21 protein-coding genes and 1 pseudogene are annotated in these 21,379 nt (G+C 69.9%); 8 read left to right on the top strand and 14 right to left on the bottom strand.

The features are described 5' to 3' along the window. The 4 genes from ABDW21_RS10425 to mca form a co-directional block, all read right to left on the bottom strand. The coding region (locus ABDW21_RS10425; RefSeq protein WP_343710422.1) for a nuclear transport factor 2 family protein at positions 1-317 on the bottom strand (317 nt) is incomplete at its 3' end. 11 nt (positions 318-328) lie between these two features. After that, positions 329-2,386 (bottom strand): thioredoxin domain-containing protein, encoded by a 2,058-nt coding sequence (locus tag ABDW21_RS10420; RefSeq protein ID WP_343600765.1) that lies wholly within the window; start codon positions 2,384-2,386, stop codon positions 329-331. Between the two features lie 9 nt (positions 2,387-2,395). Beyond that, entirely contained in the window at positions 2,396-2,692 is a 297-nt protein-coding gene (locus tag ABDW21_RS10415; RefSeq protein WP_343600764.1) for a hypothetical protein, read from the bottom strand. Then, positions 2,689-3,561 carry a mycothiol conjugate amidase Mca gene (gene mca / locus ABDW21_RS10410; RefSeq protein ID WP_343600763.1) on the bottom strand — a complete coding sequence of 291 codons (873 nt, stop codon included), beginning with the start codon at positions 3,559-3,561 and terminating at the stop codon, positions 2,689-2,691. Before mca ends, ABDW21_RS10415 begins: the two co-directional genes overlap by 4 nt. An 85-nt stretch (positions 3,562-3,646) precedes the next feature. On the opposite strand from mca, the gene ABDW21_RS10405 reads away from it, so the two are divergent. The 3 genes from ABDW21_RS10405 (at position 3,647) to ABDW21_RS10395 (ending at position 5,506) form a co-directional block, all read left to right on the top strand. Next, positions 3,647-4,081 (top strand): DUF4307 domain-containing protein, encoded by a 435-nt coding sequence (locus ABDW21_RS10405; protein ID WP_343600762.1) that lies wholly within the window; start codon positions 3,647-3,649, stop codon positions 4,079-4,081. A 227-nt stretch (positions 4,082-4,308) separates the two neighbouring features. Then, positions 4,309-4,800 carry a transcription elongation factor GreA gene (gene greA / locus ABDW21_RS10400; RefSeq protein WP_343600761.1) on the top strand — a complete coding sequence of 164 codons (492 nt, stop codon included), beginning with the start codon at positions 4,309-4,311 and terminating at the stop codon, positions 4,798-4,800. A 40-nt stretch (positions 4,801-4,840) separates the two neighbouring features. Further along, complete coding sequence (locus tag ABDW21_RS10395; RefSeq protein ID WP_343710421.1) at positions 4,841-5,506, top strand: GPP34 family phosphoprotein; 666 nt, start codon at positions 4,841-4,843, stop codon at positions 5,504-5,506. 21 nt (positions 5,507-5,527) lie between these two features. On the opposite strand, the gene ABDW21_RS10390 is transcribed toward ABDW21_RS10395, so the two are convergent. The 4 genes from ABDW21_RS10390 to ABDW21_RS10375 all read right to left on the bottom strand — a co-directional run bounded on the left by ABDW21_RS10390 (position 5,528) and on the right by ABDW21_RS10375 (position 10,156). Continuing rightward, positions 5,528-6,754, bottom strand: coding sequence for a cystathionine gamma-synthase (locus ABDW21_RS10390; protein ID WP_343600759.1), 1,227 nt, complete (start codon positions 6,752-6,754; stop codon positions 5,528-5,530). Continuing rightward, on the bottom strand, positions 6,751-7,443 hold the full coding sequence (locus ABDW21_RS10385; protein ID WP_343600758.1) for an RDD family protein: 693 nt from the start codon (positions 7,441-7,443) through the stop codon (positions 6,751-6,753). Before ABDW21_RS10385 ends, ABDW21_RS10390 begins: the two co-directional genes overlap by 4 nt. Positions 7,444-7,630: 187 nt before the next feature. Beyond that, entirely contained in the window at positions 7,631-9,025 is a 1,395-nt protein-coding gene (locus ABDW21_RS10380; RefSeq protein ID WP_343600757.1) for a cystathionine beta-synthase, read from the bottom strand. Between the two features lie 78 nt (positions 9,026-9,103). Next, the gene (locus ABDW21_RS10375; protein WP_343600756.1) at positions 9,104-10,156 is read right to left on the bottom strand and encodes an alpha/beta hydrolase; all 1,053 of its coding nucleotides are present in this window, start codon (positions 10,154-10,156) and stop codon (positions 9,104-9,106) included. Positions 10,157-10,404: 248 nt separating this feature from the next. On the opposite strand from ABDW21_RS10375, the gene ABDW21_RS10370 reads away from it, so the two are divergent. Continuing rightward, complete coding sequence (locus ABDW21_RS10370) at positions 10,405-11,373, top strand: SGNH/GDSL hydrolase family protein (protein ID WP_343600755.1); 969 nt, start codon at positions 10,405-10,407, stop codon at positions 11,371-11,373. A gap of 124 nt (positions 11,374-11,497) precedes the next feature. Further along, positions 11,498-12,715: an acetyl-CoA C-acetyltransferase gene (locus ABDW21_RS10365; protein ID WP_343600754.1), complete on the top strand. Its 1,218-nt coding sequence runs from the start codon at positions 11,498-11,500 to the stop codon at positions 12,713-12,715. 54 nt (positions 12,716-12,769) lie between these two features. On the opposite strand, the pseudogene ABDW21_RS10360 reads toward ABDW21_RS10365, so the two are convergent. Together ABDW21_RS10360 and ABDW21_RS10355 are read right to left on the bottom strand one after the other, a co-directional pair. Then, positions 12,770-12,999, bottom strand: a pseudogene (locus tag ABDW21_RS10360) (hypothetical protein); the annotation flags it as partial. A 132-nt stretch (positions 13,000-13,131) separates the two neighbouring features. Further along, positions 13,132-13,986 (bottom strand): Bax inhibitor-1/YccA family protein, encoded by an 855-nt coding sequence (locus ABDW21_RS10355; protein WP_343600753.1) that lies wholly within the window; start codon positions 13,984-13,986, stop codon positions 13,132-13,134. Positions 13,987-14,177: 191 nt separating this feature from the next. Here ABDW21_RS10355 and ABDW21_RS10350 point away from each other — a divergent pair, with 191 nt between their 5' ends. From ABDW21_RS10350 to ABDW21_RS10340, 3 genes are read left to right on the top strand one after another with little or no spacing between them, the layout of a single operon-like run. Then, entirely contained in the window at positions 14,178-15,227 is a 1,050-nt protein-coding gene (locus ABDW21_RS10350; RefSeq protein ID WP_343710420.1) for an enoyl-CoA hydratase/isomerase family protein, read from the top strand. Then, positions 15,224-16,006 carry an enoyl-CoA hydratase gene (locus ABDW21_RS10345; protein WP_343710419.1) on the top strand — a complete coding sequence of 261 codons (783 nt, stop codon included), beginning with the start codon at positions 15,224-15,226 and terminating at the stop codon, positions 16,004-16,006. The genes ABDW21_RS10350 and ABDW21_RS10345 overlap by 4 nt, the downstream gene beginning before the upstream one ends. Before the next feature lie 36 nt (positions 16,007-16,042). Then, positions 16,043-17,083: a patatin-like phospholipase family protein gene (locus ABDW21_RS10340; RefSeq protein WP_343710418.1), complete on the top strand. Its 1,041-nt coding sequence runs from the start codon at positions 16,043-16,045 to the stop codon at positions 17,081-17,083. A 1-nt stretch (position 17,084) separates the two neighbouring features. Here the strand turns inward: ABDW21_RS10340 and ABDW21_RS10335 are convergent, their stop codons facing one another. The 4 genes from ABDW21_RS10335 to ABDW21_RS10320 all read right to left on the bottom strand — a co-directional run bounded on the left by ABDW21_RS10335 (position 17,085) and on the right by ABDW21_RS10320 (position 21,164). After that, on the bottom strand, positions 17,085-17,948 hold the full coding sequence (locus ABDW21_RS10335) for a class II glutamine amidotransferase (protein WP_343600749.1): 864 nt from the start codon (positions 17,946-17,948) through the stop codon (positions 17,085-17,087). 1 nt (position 17,949) lies between these two features. Further along, positions 17,950-19,008, bottom strand: coding sequence for a dihydrodipicolinate reductase (locus tag ABDW21_RS10330; protein ID WP_343600748.1), 1,059 nt, complete (start codon positions 19,006-19,008; stop codon positions 17,950-17,952). A gap of 20 nt (positions 19,009-19,028) precedes the next feature. Then, positions 19,029-20,660 carry a fatty acid--CoA ligase gene (locus tag ABDW21_RS10325; RefSeq protein ID WP_343600747.1) on the bottom strand — a complete coding sequence of 544 codons (1,632 nt, stop codon included), beginning with the start codon at positions 20,658-20,660 and terminating at the stop codon, positions 19,029-19,031. 207 nt (positions 20,661-20,867) lie between these two features. Next, positions 20,868-21,164, bottom strand: a complete 297-nt coding sequence (locus tag ABDW21_RS10320; protein ID WP_343600777.1) for a DUF732 domain-containing protein — start codon at positions 21,162-21,164, stop codon at positions 20,868-20,870. Positions 21,165-21,379: the final 215 nt, after the last annotated feature.

Raw genomic sequence — 21,379 nt, 5'->3', positions numbered from 1 at the left:
TCGAACGCCATCACGTCGATCGGCTCGATCAGCATCCGATGCTCACCGGCGGTCACCGTCAGCCGGAACGCGAACGCCGCCTCGTTGCCGGCGACCCGCAGCGACACCAGTTCGCATTCCCGCTCGGTGTCCGCTGTGTTCGTCAGGGCCGAGTAGAAGCCGCGGATCGCCTGGCGGCCGATGTGCACCTCACCCCCGACGGGGTCCTCGACGGTGGCGTCCTCGGCGTACAACTCGGCGATGTCGTCGGCGCTGCCCGAGGCGACCAGGCTGATGTAGCGGCCGACGACGTCGGCGATGTGGTGCGCACTCGGCATGAGACGTCACGCTACCGCGACAATGCAGCCGCCAGGTCCTCGGCGGTGGTGACCGGCAGGCCGCAAACCTGGCCGCGGCACACGTAGGCGGCGTCCGCGCCGCCGACCCGACCGCGCCCGGCCAGCAGCGCCGACGAGTCCGGCTCGCCGCCCACGACGATCGCCCCGCCCGGCGCCAGCCGTCGGGCATCGGCCAGCAGCGACGAGGTCGGCGCGGCGCAAGCCACCGCGATCTGCAGCGGGCCCTGTTGCGCCGCTTCGGCGACCGCCAGCCAGTGCCCGGCCGAGCGCGGCGCCCGCGCCAGCAGCGGCGAATGCGCCGCCAGTGCGTCGGCCGCGGCGGTCCGGTAGCGGTTGCCGCCGTCGGGTGTGAGGTGCGCGGCGGTCAGCAGCGCCTCGGTTATCGACGACGCCCCCGAGGGCGTGGCGCCGTCGACGGGGTCGGCCGGCCGGAATACCAGCCGCTCGGCGTCGTCGGCGCTGTCGAACCAGTGGCCCGGATGCTCGGGGTCGGCGAAGTGGGCCAGCGCGAGGTCGAGGAGTTCGGTGGCCGACGTCAGCCAGGCACCGTCGCCGCTCAGCTGGTGCAGGGTAAGCAGCCCGGTGGCCAGCATCGCGTGGTCCTCCAGGATTGCGGCGGCCCCGCCCACCTGCCCCCCGAGGCTGGCCCGCCGCAGCCGGCCGTCGACCAGGTGCAGCTCCAGCAGCGCCGCGGCACAGCGCTGCGCGGCGGTCAGCAGCTCCGGATCGTCCAGGGCCACACTGGCTTCGGCGAATGCGGTGATCGCCAGGCCGTTCCAGGCGGTGACGATCTTGTCGTCGCGGCCAGGCTGCGGCCGGCCCAGCCGGGCGGCCAGCAGCGCGGCGCGGACCCGCTCGAAACGGTCTTGATCTGCGGGGTCGGCCGGCAACCGCAGCACCGACGCGCCGCCTTCGAAATTCCCGGCTGCGGTGACGTCGAAAACTGAAGCGGCCCAGCGCCCGTCGCCACCACCGAGCACCTCGATCAGCTGTGTCGGCGTCCAGACGTAGGTCGAGCCCTCCCGCCCGGCCGCGTCGGCGTCCAGCGACGAGGTGAACATCGGCCCGTCGGCCAAACCGTCGAGCAGGAACCGCGCGACCTCGCGGGCGACCCGGCGCGCCAGCGCATCCCCGGTGCGACGGGCCCAGTGTGCGTACACCCGCAGCAGCAGCGCGTTGTCGTACAGCATCTTCTCGAAATGCGGCACCACCCAGGCGTTGTCGACGCTGTAGCGGGCGAAGCCGCCGGCCAGCTGGTCGTAGATGCCGCCGCGGGCCATCGCCGTACACGTGCGCGTGACCGCCTCCATTACCGCCGCCGAACCGGTGCGCTCATGGTGCCGCAGCAGCGCCTCCAGCAGCGCCGACGGCGGGAATTTGGGCGCCCTGCCGAAGCCGCCGCGAACGGTGTCTTCCTCCCCCAGCACAGCGGCGACCGCGTCGTCGCATAGAGCCGAGTGGACCGGCGGCACGGCGCCGGTCGGAGCCGAGTGGACCGGCGGCACGGCGCCGGTCGGAGCCGAGTGGACCGGCGGCACGGCGCCGGCCGGAGCCGACGCCATGGCGGCCAGCTCGCCGGCGATGCGGTCCGATGCCTCCTCGACCTCGCCCCGGCGGGTGCGCCAGGTGTCGGTGATAGCCGAAAGAAGCTGCAGGAAGCTTTCTTTCGGGTAGTAGGTGCCGCAGAAGAACGGCCGCCCGTCGGGGGTCAGAAAACATGTCATCGGCCAGCCGCCCTGCCCGGTGAGCGCGACAGTGGCGTTCATGTACACCGCGTCGATGTCGGGTCGTTCCTCGCGGTCGACTTTGACGCACACGAAACCGGCGTTCATCACCGCGGCCACCCCGTCGTCCTCGAACGACTCGTGGGCCATCACGTGACACCAGTGACATGCCGCGTAGCCGACCGACAACAGGATCGGCACATCGCGCCGCGCGGCGAGCGCCAGCGCCTGCGGCGTCCACTCCTGCCAGTGCACCGGGTTGTCGGCGTGCTGGCGCAGATAGGGGCTGGCGGCGCGGGCCAGGGTGTTGACCTCGGGACTCATCGCCGGGCGCTAGCTGTCGGGTTCATGCGTCGATTCGTCGCGCTCGTCCGGCGGGTGGTCGCCGATCGCGCCATCGTCGGCGGGGGCCTGATCCGGCTCGGGGCTTGGCCGGTCGAAGGATTCGGGCACCTTCTTCAGCTGCCGGTTCATCGAGCGCACCAGCAGGAACGTGCCGATCAGCAGCAGCACGATCACCAGCAGCCCGAACGGGCTGGCCTTGCCGAAATCCGGCCCGGTGTTGCGGGGCGCCTCGTCGGCGTGAAGGTCGGCGACCACGTCGATCGCGACGAGAAGGATTCGGTTCACCGCTCGACCTCGATTCCCGCGAACAAGTCGCTCTCCGGCAGTCGCACCGGAACCCGGGACCGCGCCAGCTCGAACTCCTCGGTCGGCCACAGTCGCTGCTGCCAGGCTATCGGCGCGGCGAAGAAATCCCCGTCGGGGTCGATCTGGGTGGCGTGCGCGCGCAGCGCGTCGTCGCGCTGGCCGAAATACGCCGAACACTCCACCCGCGTCGTCACCCGGCCGGCGAAGACGTCATGCGCGGGATCCCAGTGCGCCAGCCATTTCTCGAACGGGCCTTGCCGGCCGTGCCTGGCGAACTCGTCCTGTAGCAGCTGCATCCGCTGGCGCAGGAAGCCGTGGTTGTAGTACAGCTTGGACACCGTCCACACCTCGCCGGCGTCGGGGAACCGCCGATAGTCGCCGGCCGCTTCGTAGGCGGCGACGCAAACCTGGTGGCAGCGAATGTGATCCGGGTGCGGGTAACCCCCGTTCTCGTCGTACGTCGTCATCACATGCGGCCGGAACTCGCGCACCACCCGCACCAGCGCCTCGGTGGCCTGATCCAGCGGCACCAACGCGAATGAGTCCGCGGGCAGCGGCGGCGGCGGATCCCCTGTGGGCAGGCCGGAGTCGACGAAACCCAGCCACAGGTGCTCGACGCCGAGGATCTCAGCGGCCTTGGCCATCTCGTCGCGGCGGATCTCGGCGATACGCCCGTGCACGTCGGGCAGATCCATCGCGGGGTTGAGGATCTCCCCGCGTTCGCCTCCCGTCAACGTCACCACCAGCACCCGATGACCCGCGTCGGCATAGCGGGCCAGGGTGGCGGCGCCCTTACTGGACTCGTCGTCCGGATGGGCGTGCACCGCCATCAATCGCAGTCCGCTCACGTGCTCCCTGTTCGTGCGCTGGTCGGTCGGCCCCTTAACCTAATAGTTCCATCCCGACAGCCCCTCTCCGCAAACCCCCGAGGCCATGACCCCAGCCCCCGCCCCGCAGCCGACCAACCGCTACGGACGGCCGCGACTGTCCCCGACGTCGCGTCGCCGGCTGGTCGTCGCGCTGAGCGTGCTGGCCGTCGCCGCCGGCGCGGTCGTGGCCGTCATCGGCTACCGGCGGCTGGGTACCAGCGACGTCTCCGGCACCCTGGCCGGCTATCGGGTGATCGACGACGAGACCGTGTCGGTGACCATCAGCGTGACCCGGTCGGACCCGTCCCGCCCGGTGGACTGCATCGTGCGGGTGCGGTCCGCGGACGGCAGCGAGACGGGTCGGCGCGAGCTGTTGGTGCCACCGTCGCAGCAGGCGACCGTGCAGGTGACGACGACCGTGAAGTCCGTCCAGCCGCCCGTGGTGGGCGCCATCTACGGGTGCGGCACCGACGTACCCGGCTACCTGCGCGCACCCTGACCGGCCGGGCCGTCCCGGACGGACGCCCAGCTGCGGAAATGTCTGTGACGCACCGCACCGCGGTGGTAGCATCAAGTGATGCACGGTTCCTGGCGGGACCGTGTATTGCTGCATTAGTGGGTATACAGGCCCAACCGGCGACGCACGCGGTTGAGCGTTGCGGCAGCACGGCCACCCCAGACCACGCGAATATCGCGGAACCGAAACAACCCGAGGAGCGCGACGAGATGACGGACACCCAGGTGACCTGGTTGACCCAGGAGTCACACGACCGGCTCAAGGCCGAGCTCGACCAGCTGATCGCGAACCGTCCGGTCATCGCCGCGGAAATCAACGACCGCCGCGAGGAGGGCGACCTCAGCGAGAACGGCGGCTATCACGCGGCCCGCGAGGAGCAGGGCCAACAAGAGGCCCGCATCCGGCAGCTGCAGGACCTGCTCAGCAACGCCAAGGTCGAAGCTCCCACCCAGTCCGGGGTGGCGCTGCCCGGCTCGGTGGTGAAGGTCTACTACAACGGCGACAAGTCCGACGCCGAGACGTTCCTGATCGGCACCCGCCAGGAGGGCGTCAACGACGGCAAGCTCGAGGTGTTCTCGCCGAATTCCCCACTCGGCGGTGCCCTGCTGAACGCCAAGGTGGGCGAGACGCGCCGCTACACGGTGCCCAACGGCAACACCGTCGAAGTGACGCTGGTCAGCGCGGAGCCCTACCACTCGTAGCCGCGGCCGGTCGGGGACGAGGGCCGGTCGGCTGCGCGTCATGGCGCGCATCGCCGAGGATCTGCTGCTACTTCTGCTCGACAATGCCGCGGCACAACCGAGGCTGGATCGGGCCCGCCGGGAACGCACGCTGGCGGCGGCGGTGCTGCTGGACTTGGCGCACGCCTGCCGGATCCGTCCCGCGACGGACACCGACCCTCCTGCGGCGGCCGGGCGGCTGCTTGTGCTCAGCGGCCCGGATCCGGCCGATCCGGTGCTGGCGCCGGCGTTGCAGCTGCTGCTGCGGCGCCCGCTGACGCCGGCCGCGGCGATCACCAAGCTTCGGCGCACGACCCCGGCCGCCGTGCTGTCACATCTCGAAGACGGCGGCCAGATTCGCCGGGTCCGGCTGCCGGGCAACCGATTCCGGCGCGGGTACGCTTGGCCGCTGGTCGACCGGACCCGGGCGACGCAGGCGCGCGCAGCTGTGACGGCTGCCCTGTTCGATCACAGCCGCCCCGATCCGACGACGGCGACCGTCGTCTCTCTGCTCTACCTCGTCGACGGGCTGGGTGCGGTTCTCAGCCTGAACGACCGGGGCTGGAAGTGGGTGCGCAGCCGGGCCGGCGATATCGCCGGCGGCAGCTGGGCCGGCGACTGCGAGCCCGGACTCGCCGAGTTCAACCTGGTGGTGACGACGGCCGCGATCCGTCCCGCGCTGCGTTAGCCACCTGACTTCCGCCGGCTGCTAACCCAGCGCCTGCTCGAGGTCGGCGAGCAGATCGGCGACGTCCTCGATACCCACCGACAGCCGCACGAGATCGTCGGGAACCTCCAACTGCGAGCCCGCCGTGGAGGCGTGCGTCATGGCCGCCGGATGTTCGATCAGCGACTCCACCCCGCCCAGCGACTCGGCCAGGATGAACACCGACGTGGTGGCGCACAGATCCTCGGCGGCTTTCCGACCGCCCCGCATCCGCGCCGACACCATCCCGCCGAACCCGCGCATCTGCCGTGCCGCGATGTCGTGACCCGGATGCGAGGGCAGACCCGGATACCGCACCGTGCTCACCGACGGATGCCCGGCAAGGAATTCCGCGACCGCGGCCGCGTTCTCGCTGTGCCGCTGCATCCGCAGCACCAGTGTCTTGAGCCCGCGGATGGTCAGGTACGCATCGAACGGGCCCGGCACGGCGCCGGCCCCGTTCTGCAGAAAACCGAACGCCGCATCCAACTCCTCGTCACCGGTGACCAGTGCGCCGCCCACCACGTCGGAGTGGCCGCCGATGTATTTCGTGGTTGAATGCAGCACGATGTCGGCACCGAGGGTCAACGGCTGCTGCAACGCGGGCGAAGCAAACGTGTTGTCCACCAACACCTTTGCGGAGTGTTCCCGCCCGAGTTCGGCGATCGCGGCGATGTCGGCGATGGACAGCAGCGGGTTGGTGGGTGTTTCCACCCAGATGAGCCGGGTCCGCGGTGTCAACGACGCTCGCACGGCGTCGAGATCGGAGAGCGCGACGGGTGTGTGCCGCACACCCCACTGGGTGAACACCTTGTCGATCAGCCGGAACGTTCCGCCGTAGGCGTCGTCGGGGATGACGACGTGGTCGCCGGGGCGCAGCACCGCCCGCAGCGCGCAGTCGGTGGCCGCCATGCCGGAACTGAACGCCCGCCCGAACCGGCCGTCCTCGACGGCCGCCAGCGTGGCTTCCAGCACGGCGCGGGTCGGGTTGGCGGTGCGCGCGTATTCGAATCCGGCGCGCAGCCCGCCGACGCCGTCCTGGGCGAACGTGCTGGCGGTGTAGATCGGTGGATTGACCGCACCGGTCGCCGGGTCGGTGTGATACCCCGCGTGGATGGCCTTGGTCGACAGACCCGTGATAGGACCCTCGATACCACCCGCGGCAAGCCCGGGGCCGAGCCCCGGGCCGGGCCCGTCCGGGTCACCGGATGCGCTGTGCTGGTCGCTCATCGACCATCAGCCCGGGGTGCCGGCGCACCACCCTCGAGCGGCAGGCACACCGTCGTCATGATCTTGTCAGCGAGGGTTTGTCGCTTGGCGTCCCAGAGCGGAAACAGAAACCCGACGTAGCAGATGGCCGCGTCGACCAGATGCGCGAGCTCGCGCACGACCGACAACCCGAAACCGATGGGCCGGCCGGTGGTCTCGCTGACCACCGTGAACTTCATCACCGACTTGCCGATGCTGGAGCCGGTGGTGCCCTGCCGGTAGCCGAAGTTCCACACCGCATAGGCCAAACCGGCCAGCACCGACAGCCACAGCGCCGCCAGGCCCACCCCCGAGATTTCGGTGGCGCACACCTCGCCGACGGAATACGGCGTGACGTCGGTCAGGCATGTCTGATCCGTGGTGGCGGCGAGGATCAGCCAGGCGATGCCGACGACGGCGACGGCGGGCAGGGAGTCGATGACGAACGCCCCCACCCGGGTGAACCACGGCGTGTAGGCCTGCTGCGGCAGAGCCCGGATCGCCGGCCCGGGTGGCGGCGGCGCGTAGCCGCCGGCTGGTGGTGGCGGCGGCGGGTAGGCACCGCCGGGTGGTGGCGGCGGCGGGTAGGCACCGCCGGGTGGCGGCGGGGGCGGGTAGGCACCGGGCGGCGGACTGGCGTCGCCGGGCGGTGGCGGAGGCGGGTCAGTCATGACGGTCTCCTACCGTAAGTTAGCTGGAGCGGGCGGCACCACGGTACCCGAGACGAGCGCCGCACGGGCGGTCTGCGCCCCCGCGCCGCGGCGTTGGCACCACACGCCGTCCCCTCGGACGCCGACCCGGAGCATCCGGCTGTTCCGTCATTTGCTAACCGAAGTAATTTGCTCACCGGTCCTCCCGCTACCGCTGTCGCGAGCCCTCGGACAGAAAGCCCAGCAGGTCGTGGCGGGTGATGACGCCGACCGGCTTGCCTTCCTCGACCACCATCACGGCGTCGAGGTCGCGCAGCGCCTCGGCGACGGCGCCGACCACCTCCCCCGCCCCGATCAACGGCAGCGGCGGGCTCATGTGCTTGGCGACCGCGTCAGCGAGCTTCGCCCGGCCTTCGAAGACGGCGGAGAGCAGTTCGCGTTCCGAGACGCTGCCGGCGACCTCGCCGGCCATCACCGGCGGCTCGGCGCCGACCACCGGCATCTGCGACACCCCGTACTCGCGCAGGATGCCGATCGCGTCGCGCACGGTCTCCGACGGGTGGGTGTGCACCAGGTCGGGCAGCTTGCCGGATTTCCCCCGCAACACGTCGCCGACGGTGGGCTGCTCGGCCGAGCCGTCGAGCCGGGTGCGCAGGAATCCGTACGACGACATCCAGGCATCGTTGAAGATCTTCGACAGGTAGCCGCGTCCGCCGTCCGGCAGCAGGACGACGATCAGCGCGTCCGGGCCGGCCTGTTTGGCGACCGTGAGCGCGGCCACCACCGCCATGCCGCACGATCCGCCGACCAGCATGGCCTCTTCGCGGGCCAGCCGCCTGGTCATGTTGAACGAATCGGAGTCGGACACCGCGATGACCTCGTCGGGAACATTCGCGTCGTAGGCCGCCGGCCAGAAGTCCTCGCCGACCCCTTCCACCAGATACGGGCGGCCCGTTCCACCGGAGTACACCGAGCCCTCCGGGTCCGCGCCGATCACCCGCACACGGCCGCCGGAGACCTCTTTGAGGTAGCGGCCGACGCCGGTGATGGTGCCGCCGGTGCCGATGCCGGCGACGAAGTGCGTCACCTGCCCGTCGGTGTCGGCCCAGATTTCCGGGCCGGTGGTCTCGTAGTGGCTGGCCGGGCCTTCGGGGTTGGAGTACTGGTCGGGTTTCCAGGCGCCGTCGATCTCGGTGACCAGACGGTCGGAGACGCTGTAGTAGCTGTCCGGGTGCTGCGGCGGCACTGCCGTCGGACACACCACCACCTCGGCGCCGTAGGCGCGCAGCACGTTCTGCTTGTCCTCGCTGACCTTGTCCGGGCAGACGAAGATGCACCGGTAGCCGCGGGGTTGGGCGACCAGCGCCAACCCGACGCCGGTGTTGCCCGAGGTGGGCTCGACGATGGTGCCGCCCGGCTTGAGCTGTCCGCTGGCCTCGGCGGCGTCGATCATCTTCGCCGCAATGCGATCCTTGCTGCTCAAGCCCGGGTTGAGGTACTCGACCTTGGCGACGACCCGGCCGACGCCGGGCGGAACGACCGAGTTCAGCGCAACCAGAGGGGTGTTGCCGATGAGGTCACTGATGTGCCGCGCGATCCGCATGCCTTCATCGTCTCAGGCAGCGTCTCAGGTAGCGTCTCAGGTAGCGTCTCAGGCCTGTCGCGGCGGGACGCCGGCCGGTCAACCGGTGGCGTCGCGGATGTACTCGCCGATCTGGCGCAGTGAGCGGGTCGCCTCGGGCACCAGCGGCGCGGCCAGTTGAAAGTCGTGGATCTGGCCCGGCCAGACGCGCACCTCGGTCGGCACACCGACGGCGGCGAGCCTGCCCGCTGCCAGCCGGGCGTCGTGCAACAACACCTCCGACCCCGACACGTGGATCAGTGTGCGGGGCAGGCCCGGCTCGACGTGGTCCAGTGGCTCGTAGAGCGGCTCGGGCCTGCCGTCGACGACGTTCCTGCCGGCGGCCCCGGCCACCAGCGCCAGCAACGCGTCGAACGCCCTGGCGGGGAACATCGCGTCGATCTTGATGTTGGTATGGGCCTGTTTCGCCTCCTTGGCCAGCTGCATCAACGGGGAAATCGCCACCAGCGCCGCCGGTTCCTCGTCGCATTCGGCGAGCCGCTGCGCCAGCGCCAGCGCCAGGTAGCCGCCGGCAGAGTCGCCGGCCAGCACGATCTGCTCCGGCTGGTAGCCGCGCGACCGCAGCCAGCGATAAGCGTCGTGGCAGTCGTCGAGCGCCATCCCGACCGAATGTCTGGGTATCAACCGGTAGTCGACCACCAGCACCGGCGCGTCGGCGAACCGCGATATCGCGCTGACGATCCTGCTGTGCGAGTTCACCCCGCAGGTCAAAAACGCGCCGCCGTGCAGGTAGAGCACCACCCTCCGGGTGCCGTCGGCCGGCAGCACCCCGGGTGCGCGCACCAGCTGCGCGGCGGCGTTGGGCAAGTTCACGGCGGTACGGACGGTTCCCGCATCGGGGAACAAGATCCGGGACGCGACGTCGACCAGTCCGAACGGCCAGGGCAGATGCGGAACGTGGCTGCACACCGACAGCGCCGGCCGAATCGTCAGATGACAGGCCAGCGCCACCAGGCGCCCGGCCACGCTGGGCCCGGTCTCGACCACCTCGACCGGGGCGCCGTCGCTGATCGGGGGTCGTCGTAGCCGAACCCCGGCGTGCGCGCGCGAATGGACTCCAGCAGAGCGGGATACCGTGGCCGGTGCAGTCATGCTCGACACTTCCTACGTCGTTGTAGATCGCTACAGCATGTCGACGACGCAGCGGAGCAATCGGTGGCCGCAACCGCGTGGCTACGGATCCCGGTGGAGACGCTCAGCCAACCTCGTAAACTTAGCTTGACATCTCCGAAAACCTTTATCGTCGCGGGGTTTAATTCGATACAACATTTGATCCGCACCGTAACCGGGTCGTGTCCGCGCAGCCGAAGAAGCGGCCGGCGCCCACCTAAACTGGACCCGTGGAGCTACGCGCGCCGAGACGTTCGACGATTGCGCTGGCCGCCGCGGGTGTGCTGGCGTCGACGGGTACAGCCTACGTGGGCGCACGCAACCTGCTGATCGGCCAGGCTGAGCGCGCGCGCCACGTCATCCCGAAGGCCTGGGACATCCCGCCCCGCGCGGACGGCGTGTACACCCGCGGCGGCGGACCCCCGCAGCGCTGGGAACGCGGAGTCCTCGTCGACGTGCATCTGATGATCTTCGGAGACTCGACGGCAACCGGATACGGCTGTCGCACCGCCGACGAGGTTCCCGGCGTGCTGATCGCCCGGGGCATCGCGCAGCAGACCGGCACGCGCGTCCGGCTGAGCACGAAGGCGATCGTCGGGGCCACCTCCAAGGGTCTGTCCGGTCAGGTCGACGCGATGTTGGTGGCCGGACCGCCGCCGGACGCGGCGGTGATCATGATCGGCGCCAACGACGTCACGGCAATCAACGGCATCGGCCCGTCGGCACGGCGGCTCGGGGCGGCGGTGCGTCGGCTCCGCGCCAGCGGTGCGGTGGTCGTCGTCGGCACCTGCCCGGATTTCGGGGTCATCACCGCCATCCCGCAGCCGCTGCGCTGGACGGCCCGCACCCAGGGCTTGCGGCTGGCGCGCGCGCAGGCCGCCGCCGTGAAGGTGGCCGGCGGTGTCCCGGTGCCACTGGCGGACCTGCTCACATCGGACTTGAGGCACGCACCCGAGCTCCTGCTGTCCGCCGACCAGTTCCACCCGTCGGCGGCGGGGTATGCGCTGGTGGCCGACCAGCTGCTGCCGGCGCTGTGCGAGGCGCTGGGTGCCTCCAGCAGCGAGCTGACCCCCGCGCTGCCGTCGGCAACTGCGCCCGACGACGCGGGTCCGGGCCGCAGCCGAGCCGCCGTGTCCACGCGGCCCCGCCTTCGCGTCACCGGGGTGCCGGCACCCGTCGTCGTGGCCGCCGAGGCGTAACCGCTAGATTCGATCCGGATTCTCCCCGGCGTCGACCCGGCCGCGTCGCCCGGCTCCGTCCCGGGCAATGCCGGGCCGCGACACGTCGTAGGGTGCAGTCCACCGCCACGAAAAGGAGCCTGTCATGCCCGAAGCCGTCATCGTCTCAACCGCCCGCTCGCCGATCGGCCGCGCCGGCAAGGGTTCACTGGTCAGCATCCGGCCCGACGACCTGGCCGCCCAGATGGTGCGGGCCGCGTTGGACAAGGTGCCCGCGCTCAACCCGCACCAGATCGACGACCTGATGCTCGGCTGCGGCCTGCCGGGCGGCGAGCAGGGGTTCAACATGGGACGGGTCGTCGCCGTGCTGCTCGGCTATGACTTCCTGCCCGGGACCACCGTCACCCGGTACTGTTCCTCGTCGCTGCAGACAACCCGGATGGCCTTCCACGCGATCAAGGCCGGCGAGGGCGACGCCTTCATCTCCGCGGGCGTGGAAACGGTGTCCCGATTCGCCAAAGGCAGCGCCGACTCCTGGCCGGACACCCACAACCCGGCCTTCGAGGAGGCGCAGAAGCGCTCCGAGGCGGCGGCCGCCGGCGTCGGCGAATGGCATGATCCGCGTGCCGACGGCGCACTGCCCGACGTCTACATCGCGATGGGCCAGACCGCCGAGAACGTCGCACTGCTGACCGGGATCAGCCGCGACGAGCAGGACCACTGGGGGGTGCGCAGCCAGAACCGGGCCGAGGAGGCGATCAAGAGCGGCTTCTTCGAGCGTGAGATTTCCCCGGTCACCCTGCCCGACGGCACCACCGTCAGCACCGACGACGGGCCCCGGCCCGGTACCACCTACGAGGCGGTCAGCCAGCTCAAACCGGTTTTCCGGCCTGACGGCACGGTGACGGCCGGCAACGCCTGTCCGCTCAACGACGGCGCCGCCGCCGTGGTGATCACCAGCGACACCAAGGCCAAAGAACTCGGCCTGACCCCGTTGGCCCGCATCGTGTCCACCGCGGTGTCGGGTCTGTCCCCGGAGATCATGGGCCTGGGGCCGATCGAGGCCACCAAGAAGGCGCTGGCCCACGCCGGGATGTCGATCCGCGACATCGACCTGTTCGAGATCAACGAGGCGTTCGCGGTGCAGGTCCTCGGCTCGGCCCGCGAGTTGGGCATCGACACCGACACGCTGAACGTGTCCGGCGGCGCGATCGCCCTGGGCCATCCGTTCGGGATGACCGGTGCGCGCATCACCGCCACCCTGCTGAACAACCTGACCACCCACGACAAGACGTTCGGCCTGGAGACGATGTGCGTCGGCGGCGGCCAGGGCATGGCGATGGTGATCGAGCGGCTGTCGTGACATTTCTGCGCTGATCCTGCGTTTATGGCGCAAAAGTTCGAGTAGGAGGCGCCGTCAGCGCAGAGTCAACGCGTCCCAAGCGCGCTGAACACGGCAACCGACATCGGCGCCGCGGTGTTCGGACAACACCTCGATATGAGTCCAGCCGCGATATGAGTCCAGCCGCGCTGCTGGAGATACTCCAGGCGCGCGAGGTCCTTGACGAACTGCGGCCTACTGGTGCGATGCCCGTCGCCGTCGTACTCCACGGCCAGCATGATGTCCTCCCAGCCCATGTCGAGGAAATACTTGGGGTTGACCCCCCATGCGGGCATGGTCGCAACACCCACCGACAGGTGCCGTTCACCCTGCGTCCAGCGCGCAAAAGTGCTAGTGACCAGTGCCGCCAGCGCAGAGTCAACGCCGCCGCTGCGCGGCTAATCGTGCTGCAGGTAGCTGAGCAGCCGCAGGATCTCGATGTAGAGCCAGACCAGGGTCACCGTCAGGCCCAGCGCGATACCCCACGCGGCCTTCTCCGGCGCCCCGGCGCGGATCATCTGGTCGGCGGCGTCGAAGTCGACCAGGAAGCTGAGCGCCGCCAGGCCGATGCACACCAGCGAGAACACGATCGCCAGCGGCCCGCCGCTGCGCAGGCCCAGCCCCTCCCCGTGGCCCACGCCGAACATCGCCAGCACCATGTTGCCGATCATCAGCGTCAGCACACCGAACAGGCCGGCCACCACCATCCGGGAGAACTTCGGGGTGACGCGGATGGCGCCGGTCTTGTAGACCACCAGCATCCCGGCGAAAACCCCGAACGTGCCCAGGATCGCCTGCCCGATCAGCGCGCCGGCGTTGGTGCTCGACACCGCGAAATTGGCCAGGACGAAGGAGATCGCGCCCAGGAACAGGCCCTCCAGCGCGGCGTAGGTCAACACCAGCGCCGGGCTGTCCTGTTTGCGCCCGAACGTGGCGATCAGCACCACGGCCAGGCCGCCGAACGCGCCCACGAAGGTGAACGGCGCGGCCAGCGCCTGATTGGCCGCCACCAGGAAGTAGGACACGACGGCGGCGGCCGTCAGCACCGCCAGGGTGATGCCCGTCTTGGTCACCACATCGTCGATGGTCAGCGGGCGGGAAACGCCCGTCCGCTGGTCGCCGTACGGCGAGGTGTACGGGTCGGTCTGATACCCGTACTCGGGCGCGGCGGTCGCCGCACCCGCGCCGAACTGCGCGTATCCGCCGCGCCCCTTGGGCAGCGAGCGAAATACCGGATTGCTGGACTCCCGCACCGTCGAATCCTCTCCTATGCCGTGCCGCCGAGCTGGGCGAACACCTGGTCAACGAACTGTCGTCCGGCCGGGTTCCCGCGCGCGGGCGGTCCGGCCGTCGTCCAGGGCAACCTTACCCGCGGACAGCGCGATTCGGGTAACGATCTAGATTGCTCGTCAAGTCTTGGGCGGCTTTCGACGAGGGGTGACCGGTGACGGGCGAGTCCGACGACGTGCTGAACCGCGTCGAGCGGGGCGTGGGCATAGTGACACTCAACCGCCCCAAGGCGATCAACTCGTTGACGCAGCACATGGTCGACGCCCTCGGCGCGGCGCTCACCCGGTGGGAACGCGACGACGCGGTGCGCGCGGTGGTGCTCACCGGAGCCGGGGAGCGGGGCTTGTGCGCCGGCGGCGACGTGGTGGCGATCTACCACAGCGCCCGCGCCGACGGCGTCGCCGCCCGGCGGTTCTGGTACGACGAGTACCGGCTCAACGCCGCGATCGGCCGGTTCGCCAAACCGTACGTGTCGTTGATGGACGGCATCGTGATGGGCGGCGGCGTCGGCGTCGGCGCGCACGCGAACACCCGAGTGGTCACCGACACGACGAAGATGGCGATGCCCGAGGTGGGCATCGGCTTCATTCCCGACGTCGGCGGCAGCTACCTGCTGTCCCGGGCACCCGGATCGCTGGGGCTGCACGCGGCGCTGACCGGCGCGCCATTCACCGGCGCCGACGCGATCGCGCTGGGATTCGCCGATTACTTTGTGCCACACGAGCGCCTCGACGCCGTCACCGCCGCGATCGTCGAGGACGGCGTCGAGGCGGCGCTGGCGCGGTACGCCGTCGATCCGCCGCCGAGCCCGCTTGCCGCGCAACACGATTGGATCGACGACTGCTACGCCGGTGACAGTGTTGCCGATATCGTCGCCGCGCTGCGCCGCCACCGCGCCCGGCCGGCCCGCGAGGACGCCGAGCTGATCGCCACCCGCTCCCCTATCGCGTTGTCGGTGACGTTGCAGGCGGTGCGCCGGGCCGCGAAACTCGACACGCTGGAAGACGTTCTGGCCCAGGATTATCGCGTGTCCTGCGCGTCGCTACGCTCGCACGACCTGGTGGAGGGCATCCGCGCCCAGCTGGTCGACAAGGACCGCAACCCGCGGTGGTCGCCTGCCACGCTGGCCGAGGTCCGCGCCGCCGACGTCGATGCCTACTTCGAACCCGCAGACCCCGACCTGACATTCGAGGAGATCCCATGACCGACACGGACTGGGGCACCATCCTGGTCGACCGCGACGGGCGCGTCGGAACCATCACCCTGAACCGGCCGCAGGCGCTCAACGCACTCAACAGCCAGATGATGAACGAAGTCACCGGTGCAGCAGCGCAATTCGACGACGATCCCAACATTGGCGCCATCGTCATCACCGGCTCGGCGAAGGCGTTCGCGGCCGGCGCGGACATCAAAGAGATGTCCGCGCTGAGCTTTTCCGACGTCTACGGCTCGGACTTCTTCGCCGGCTGGGCCAAGCTCGCCGCGGTGCGCACCCCGACGATCGCCGCGGTGGCCGGACACGCCCTGGGCGGCGGCTGCGAGCTGGCGATGATGTGCGATGTGCTGATCGCCGCCGACACCGCGAAGTTCGGCCAGCCGGAGATCAAACTCGGGGTCTTCCCGGGCATGGGCGGTTCCCAGCGGCTCACCCGCGCGATCGGCAAGGCCAAGGCGATGGACCTGATCCTGACGGGGCGCAGTATCGACGCCGCCGAGGCCGAACGGGCGGGCCTGGTGTCGCGGGTGGTGCCGGCCGACGACCTGCTCGCCGAGGCCAAGGCCGTCGCCGCCACCATCGCGGGGATGTCGCTGTCGGCGGCCCGGATGGCCAAGGAGGCCGTCAACCGGTCGTTCGAATCGTCGTTGGCCGAGGGCCTGCTCTACGAGCGCCGGCTGTTCCACGCCGCGTTCGCCACCGCCGACCGCTCCGAGGGCATGGCCGCGTTCGTCGAGAAACGCCCGCCGAACTTCACCCACCGCTAGGGCGCCGCTCCGGGCGCGCTGCGCGAAAATGGGCGAATGGCCGACACCGATGCTCCGCACGCGCCGGGCTCCACCCAGCTTCCCGGCGACTCGTCTGTCCAGCCCCGGGTCGCGCTGGCGCTGGGCAGCGGTGGTGCGCGCGGATACGCCCACATCGGGGTGATCGACGAGCTGCGCGAACGGGGCTACCAGTTCGTCGGGATCGCGGGTTCGTCGATGGGCGCGCTGGTCGGCGGTCTGCAGGCGGCGGGACGGCTCGACGACTTCGCGCAGTGGGCCCGGGCGCTGACGCAACGCGGCATGCTGCGCCTGCTGGACCCGTCCATCACCGCGGCCGGGGTGTTGCGGGCCGAGAAGATCCTGGACGCGGTGCGCGACATTCTCGGCGCCGTGGCCATCGAGCAGCTGCCGATTCCCTACACCGCGGTGGCAACGGACCTGATCGCGGGGAAGCCGGTATGGCTGCAGCACGGCCCGCTCGACGAAGCCATCCGGGCGTCGATCGCAATACCGGGCGTGATCGCCCCGCACATGCTCGACGGCCGGCTGCTGGCCGACGGCGGCATCCTGGAGCCGCTGCCGATGGCACCGATCACCGCGACCAACGCCGACCTGACCATCGCGGTCAGCCTCAACGGCCCGGAGACCGCCGGCGACCGCGACCCGGAACACCGTCCGGCAGCCGAGTGGCTGAACCGCATGGTGCGCAGCACCTCGGCGTTGTTCGAGGCCGGCACCGCCCGGTCGCTGCTCAACCGGCTCGGCACGTCGATCCCGGATTCAGCGGCCGGGGAGCCTGAGCCCCCCGACGTCGAGCCGGCCGACGACGACGCAAACGAACCCGAGGCGCCAAACCTGGGCGGCCGCTTCGAGGTGATGAACCGCACCATCGACATCGCGCAGGCCGCGCTGGCGCGTCACACCCTCGCCGCCTACCCGCCCGACCTGCTGATCGAGGTGCCGCGCTCGACCTGCCGCAGTCTGGAGTTCCACCGGGCCACCGAGGTGATCGACGTCGGCCGCGCGCTGGCCGGCCGGGCGCTGGACACGCTGGATGTCCCCGAGAGCCCGAGGTGAATCACGCCGAGTTGTGCTGGGCGGCTTGCGCTGCCGCACTCAGGTCTTCCTGGCGCAGCTGATGTCGGGGCGGGTCGGGCAGCACCAGGTTGCGACTGACCTGCAGCCCGGCGTCGACGTGCACCAGCTCGCCGGGCGCGATCAGCTGCCAGCGCGGGTCGTCGTCCATCGGCTCGCTGGCGAACACCACCGACGGCCGAGTGCCCAGATGGTCGCTGTGGGCGCGAATTCGGTTGGTGCGCAGATGAAATCCATCGGGGGCGGTGTCGCGGCGGTCCAGCAGGTACAGCTTGTGTGTCTGCGGGTAACGCAGCGCCCACAGGTCGGTGGCAGTGCTCAGCAGCACGTTGACCGCGTGGATCGGCACGTTGTCCGCCAGCCACCGCAGCGCGTCGAGCAGACCGGCTGCCACGTCACCGCCGCGGGTCCGGATCGACGCGGTGATCAGTGCGAACACCCTTTCTGAATCAGTTTGGCCGGCAACCAGATCCGCGGTGCCCAGCTCTGTGAGCCGCGCGTCGAGCACGTCGAGGCCTTCCAGCACGCCGTTGTGCGCGAAGATCCGTCCGTCCTGCAGGAACGGGTGCGTGTTGGCCTCCGTGTGCGCACCGGTCGTCGCGTAGCGGACGTGCGCGATGAAGGTGGTGCCGGTCATCTCGTGGGCTTCGGTGGCGAATTCGGCGTCTTGCCAGGCCGCGATCGGCTGTTTGCGCACCTCGGGCCGGCCCCCGCCGCCGAAGACGCCCAGACCGGTGCCGTCCGGGTTGCGCCGGCTCTGCGCGGCCAGGTTGTCCGGGGCGTCGAGGAGCCAGAAGGTGGCGGTGACGAGGTCGGTGCCGGCGTGCAGGCCGAAGAGGCGGCACACGTCAGCGAGCCATGCCGGGCGCGGCCCGCCCGGTGATCGGCGGCAGGTCGAAGAAGCTCTGGATGCCGGCCGGCGCCGCGCAGGTCGCAGGCACCGCGTTCACGCAGTGCGCGGCGGTCGCGACGATGCCGGGGTTGCTTTTCAGGCCGGCCTCCACGCTCTCGGGATGCCAGCCCTTGACGGTGACGAACGCGTTCGGGTGACCGCGCACCTCGACCTCGTAGCGCTCGCCGGCCGGGCCGAACGACCAAGGCGGATCCAGGTTCTCCTCGCCCATCAGCCAGTTCACGCTGACCCGGACCACCGGGGTGTCGCCCACCAGCGCCTCCCAGTGGAACCGGCGCCCGGCGACCTGCCCCGGCTCGATCACCCCGATCGGCGAGTCAATCGGGGCGGTCGCCACGGCCACCTCCTGCGTCGCGCGGATCTGCGGATCGGCGGCGAAACCCAGCCGGTCGACACACAGCTTCACCGACTGGATGAATCCGCCGTCGAGCAGTTTTTGCATCGGTCCGGTCAGCGCGCTGTCGGGTGTCCCACCGAAACCCATCACGTGCCGCAGCACGTCGGGTGCGTCGTAGGTCCGCAGATCGGAGAACTCCTCGGAACGAACGAAAATCACGCCGGTCGACATCACCGACAGCATCAGCGGAAACAGCTCGGTGACCGCGCCCGGTCCGATGCCGGCGCCGTGCAGCGTCGCGTTGCCGGCCTGCGCGGCAATCTCCAGCGGTGCGGCTTCCTTCTCGCCGGGATAGAACCAGCCGACCGGCGAGACAACGTTCTTGCCCGACCGCAGCAGCGCGGCGACCTCCTCGACGTTGGGCAGCAGCGGCGCGTAGATCACCGCGTCGGCGTCGAGCGCGAGGATGTCGTCGATGTCGTCGGTTGCCGTCACACCCAGCGGCGACGTGCCGATGATCTCGCCGACATCTTTGCCGCGCTTGGCTTCCGAATACACCCAGCATCCGCTGAGCTCGAGGTCGGGATGCTCGAGCACCCCTCTGATCGCGGCCACCCCGACCGATCCGGTCGCCCATTGCACGACACGCAGACCCATCTCGCTCCTTCCCGGGAAACTCAGTCCCGCACCTCGAATACCTGATAGCCGTTGTCGGCGTGCCGGGATCGGATCGCCTTCTTGTCGTACTTGCCGACGCTGGTGCGCGGAATCGTGTCGACGAACGTCCAGCGTTCCGGCAACCACCACCGGGCGACCTTGTCGGTCAGGAACTTTCGCAGATCGGCAGCGGCAACCGAAGCGCCTTCTTTGACGACGACGACCGCCAACGGCCTTTCCTGCCAGCGTTCGTCGGGAACGCCGACGACGGCGGCCTCGAGCACGTCCGGGTGCGCGATCAACGAGTTCTCCAGCTCGACCGAGGAAATCCACTCCCCGCCGGATTTGATGACGTCCTTGGTCCGGTCGGTCAGCGTGATGAAGCCGCGCTCGTCGATCCGGCCGACGTCGCCGGTGCGCAGCCAGCCGGAGTCGAACTTGGCCGCGTCGTGATCGCGGTAGTAGGAGCCGGTGATCCACGGGCCGCGGACCGCCAACTCACCCACGGCTTTGCCGTCGTTGGGCAGCACGTTGCCCTCGTCGTCGACGATGCGGGCCTCCACCCCGCAGACGGGCTGGCCCTGGGTGCCCCGCAGCGGCCAGTGCCGATCCTCGGGGGTTCCCGGCGGCGGCCACGCCATGGTGGCCATCGGCGAGGTTTCGGTCATGCCCCACAGCTGGCGGATCTGCACGCCGTGCTTCTCCTCGAAGGCGCGCATCAGCGAGACCGGAACCGCCGACCCGCCGCAGGCCACCAACCGCAGCGACGACACGTCGTGATCGGGGTTCTTGTCCAGGTAGTGCAGGACGTCGTTCCAGATCGTCGGCACCGCGCCCGCGACGGTCGGCCGCTTCGCCTCGATCATGGCGACCAGGGATGCCGGGTCGAGATGGCGGTCGGGCAGCACCAGGTCGGCGCCCGCCATCAGCGCCGCATACGGCAGCCCCCAGGCGTTGGCGTGGAACATCGGAACGATGGGCAGCACGCAGTCGCTGGAGCCGACACCGATCCCGTTGGCCATGCAGACGGCCATGGTGTGTAGGTAGCTGGATCGGTGGCTGTAGACGACGCCTTTCGGGTTGCCGGTGGTACCGCTGGTGTAACACATTGCGGCGGCTGAGTTTTCGTCGATGTCGGGCCAATCGAATTCGGACGGTTCGCCGGCTACCACGTCGGCGTAGCGCAGCACGGTCTTGCCGGATTCTTCCAGCGGCGCCGTGTCGCCGTCGCCGACGGCGATCACGGTGTGCACGGTGTGCAGATCGGGCAGCACCGGCGCCAGCAGCGTGGCCACCGACACGTCGACGAGCACCACCTGGTCTTCGGCTTCGTTGGCGACGTAGTGGATCTGCTCGGCGAAGAGCCGGATGTTCAGGGTGTGCAGCACCGCGCCCATCGCCGGCACCGCCAGGTAGGCCGTCAGGTGTTCGGTGTTGTTCCACATGAAGGTGGCCACGCGCTGGTCTCCGCTGACACCGAGACGGCGCAGCGCATGCGCCAACCGGGCGGCCTGCCCGGCAAGCTCCTGGTAGGTACAGGTGCGGTACTCGCCACCGTGCGCGGTGGTGACCGTGCGCGCCGCGTGCACGCCGGCGGCGTGCCGCAGGATGGCGGTGATCGTCAACGGGAAGCTCTGCATGGTGCTGTGCATCGATGGACCGCCCTACGGCTCTCGGCGTGACGCCCGCTGGTTTCCGCCGCAATCATCCCATGGCCCGTGATCGAGGCCGAGGCCGTTCACCGGCCGTCGGGGCTTCGGCCTCGCCTGGCAAAGATGGCAGCTCGTCGGGGATGCGCGCACAGTGCCAGGACGAGCATCCAGCGCTCGGGCGTCAGCGTCGAGGACGACCGGGCGGGCTCACAGATGCTGGGGGCAGTACGACGCCGCGGCAAGGCCGGCGAAAGTGGCGGCGTGCTGCGCAGTGAAGCCCGGGTTGGTGCTCTGCACCGCGACGACGGTGTCCACCGGCGACATGCCGCCGTCCATCAACTCGCAGACCGCGTGGCCGGCTGACACGGCACGGTCGGCGCCGCGGTGCGTGATCCCGGCGTGGTCGAGAGCGGACAGGAACCCTGCGTCGTCACCGGACCGATCGGCGTGCGCCGGAACGGCGAGACCGATCGCGGCGGCGGCCAAACCGGCTGTCAACACCATGCGCTTCACGACTCCGAGTCTGTTCGGACCTCATTACAGCCGTGTTACCGCCCGTTTAGTCTCGTTTGAGGTGGTGTTAAATCTGTGTTACGCACCATCTGGTCGCTGGACGGTGCACACAGCGACGAGCTAAGGACACGGCCTCGGGCTTGTCCCTGGTCTACGACGTGACGACACGGCAGGTGGTGATGACAGCGGCTTTCTAGCTAACTGTC

This window comes from Mycobacterium sp., from assembly GCF_039583805.1.
Classification (GTDB): domain Bacteria; phylum Actinomycetota; class Actinomycetes; order Mycobacteriales; family Mycobacteriaceae; genus Mycobacterium.
This window is presented reverse-complemented; position numbering and strand designations above follow the sequence as displayed.

Coding starts and splice junctions, on each gene's coding strand:
- ABDW21_RS10420 (WP_343600765.1), bottom strand. CDS start 2,386: ATGAGTCCCGAGGTCAACACCCTGGCCCGCGCCGCCAGCCCCTATCTG.
- ABDW21_RS10325 (WP_343600747.1), bottom strand. CDS start 20,660: ATGCACAGCACCATGCAGAGCTTCCCGTTGACGATCACCGCCATCCTG.
- ABDW21_RS10405 (WP_343600762.1), top strand. CDS start 3,647: ATGACCCCAGCCCCCGCCCCGCAGCCGACCAACCGCTACGGACGGCCG.
- ABDW21_RS10375 (WP_343600756.1), bottom strand. CDS start 10,156: ATGACTGCACCGGCCACGGTATCCCGCTCTGCTGGAGTCCATTCGCGC.
- greA (WP_343600761.1), top strand. CDS start 4,309: ATGACGGACACCCAGGTGACCTGGTTGACCCAGGAGTCACACGACCGG.
- ABDW21_RS10395 (WP_343710421.1), top strand. CDS start 4,841: ATGGCGCGCATCGCCGAGGATCTGCTGCTACTTCTGCTCGACAATGCC.
- ABDW21_RS10340 (WP_343710418.1), top strand. CDS start 16,043: ATGGCCGACACCGATGCTCCGCACGCGCCGGGCTCCACCCAGCTTCCC.
- ABDW21_RS10380 (WP_343600757.1), bottom strand. CDS start 9,025: ATGCGGATCGCGCGGCACATCAGTGACCTCATCGGCAACACCCCTCTG.
- ABDW21_RS10345 (WP_343710419.1), top strand. CDS start 15,224: ATGACCGACACGGACTGGGGCACCATCCTGGTCGACCGCGACGGGCGC.
- ABDW21_RS10390 (WP_343600759.1), bottom strand. CDS start 6,754: ATGAGCGACCAGCACAGCGCATCCGGTGACCCGGACGGGCCCGGCCCG.
- ABDW21_RS10330 (WP_343600748.1), bottom strand. CDS start 19,008: ATGGGTCTGCGTGTCGTGCAATGGGCGACCGGATCGGTCGGGGTGGCC.
- ABDW21_RS10320 (WP_343600777.1), bottom strand. CDS start 21,164: ATGGTGTTGACAGCCGGTTTGGCCGCCGCCGCGATCGGTCTCGCCGTT.
- ABDW21_RS10385 (WP_343600758.1), bottom strand. CDS start 7,443: ATGACTGACCCGCCTCCGCCACCGCCCGGCGACGCCAGTCCGCCGCCC.
- ABDW21_RS10365 (WP_343600754.1), top strand. CDS start 11,498: ATGCCCGAAGCCGTCATCGTCTCAACCGCCCGCTCGCCGATCGGCCGC.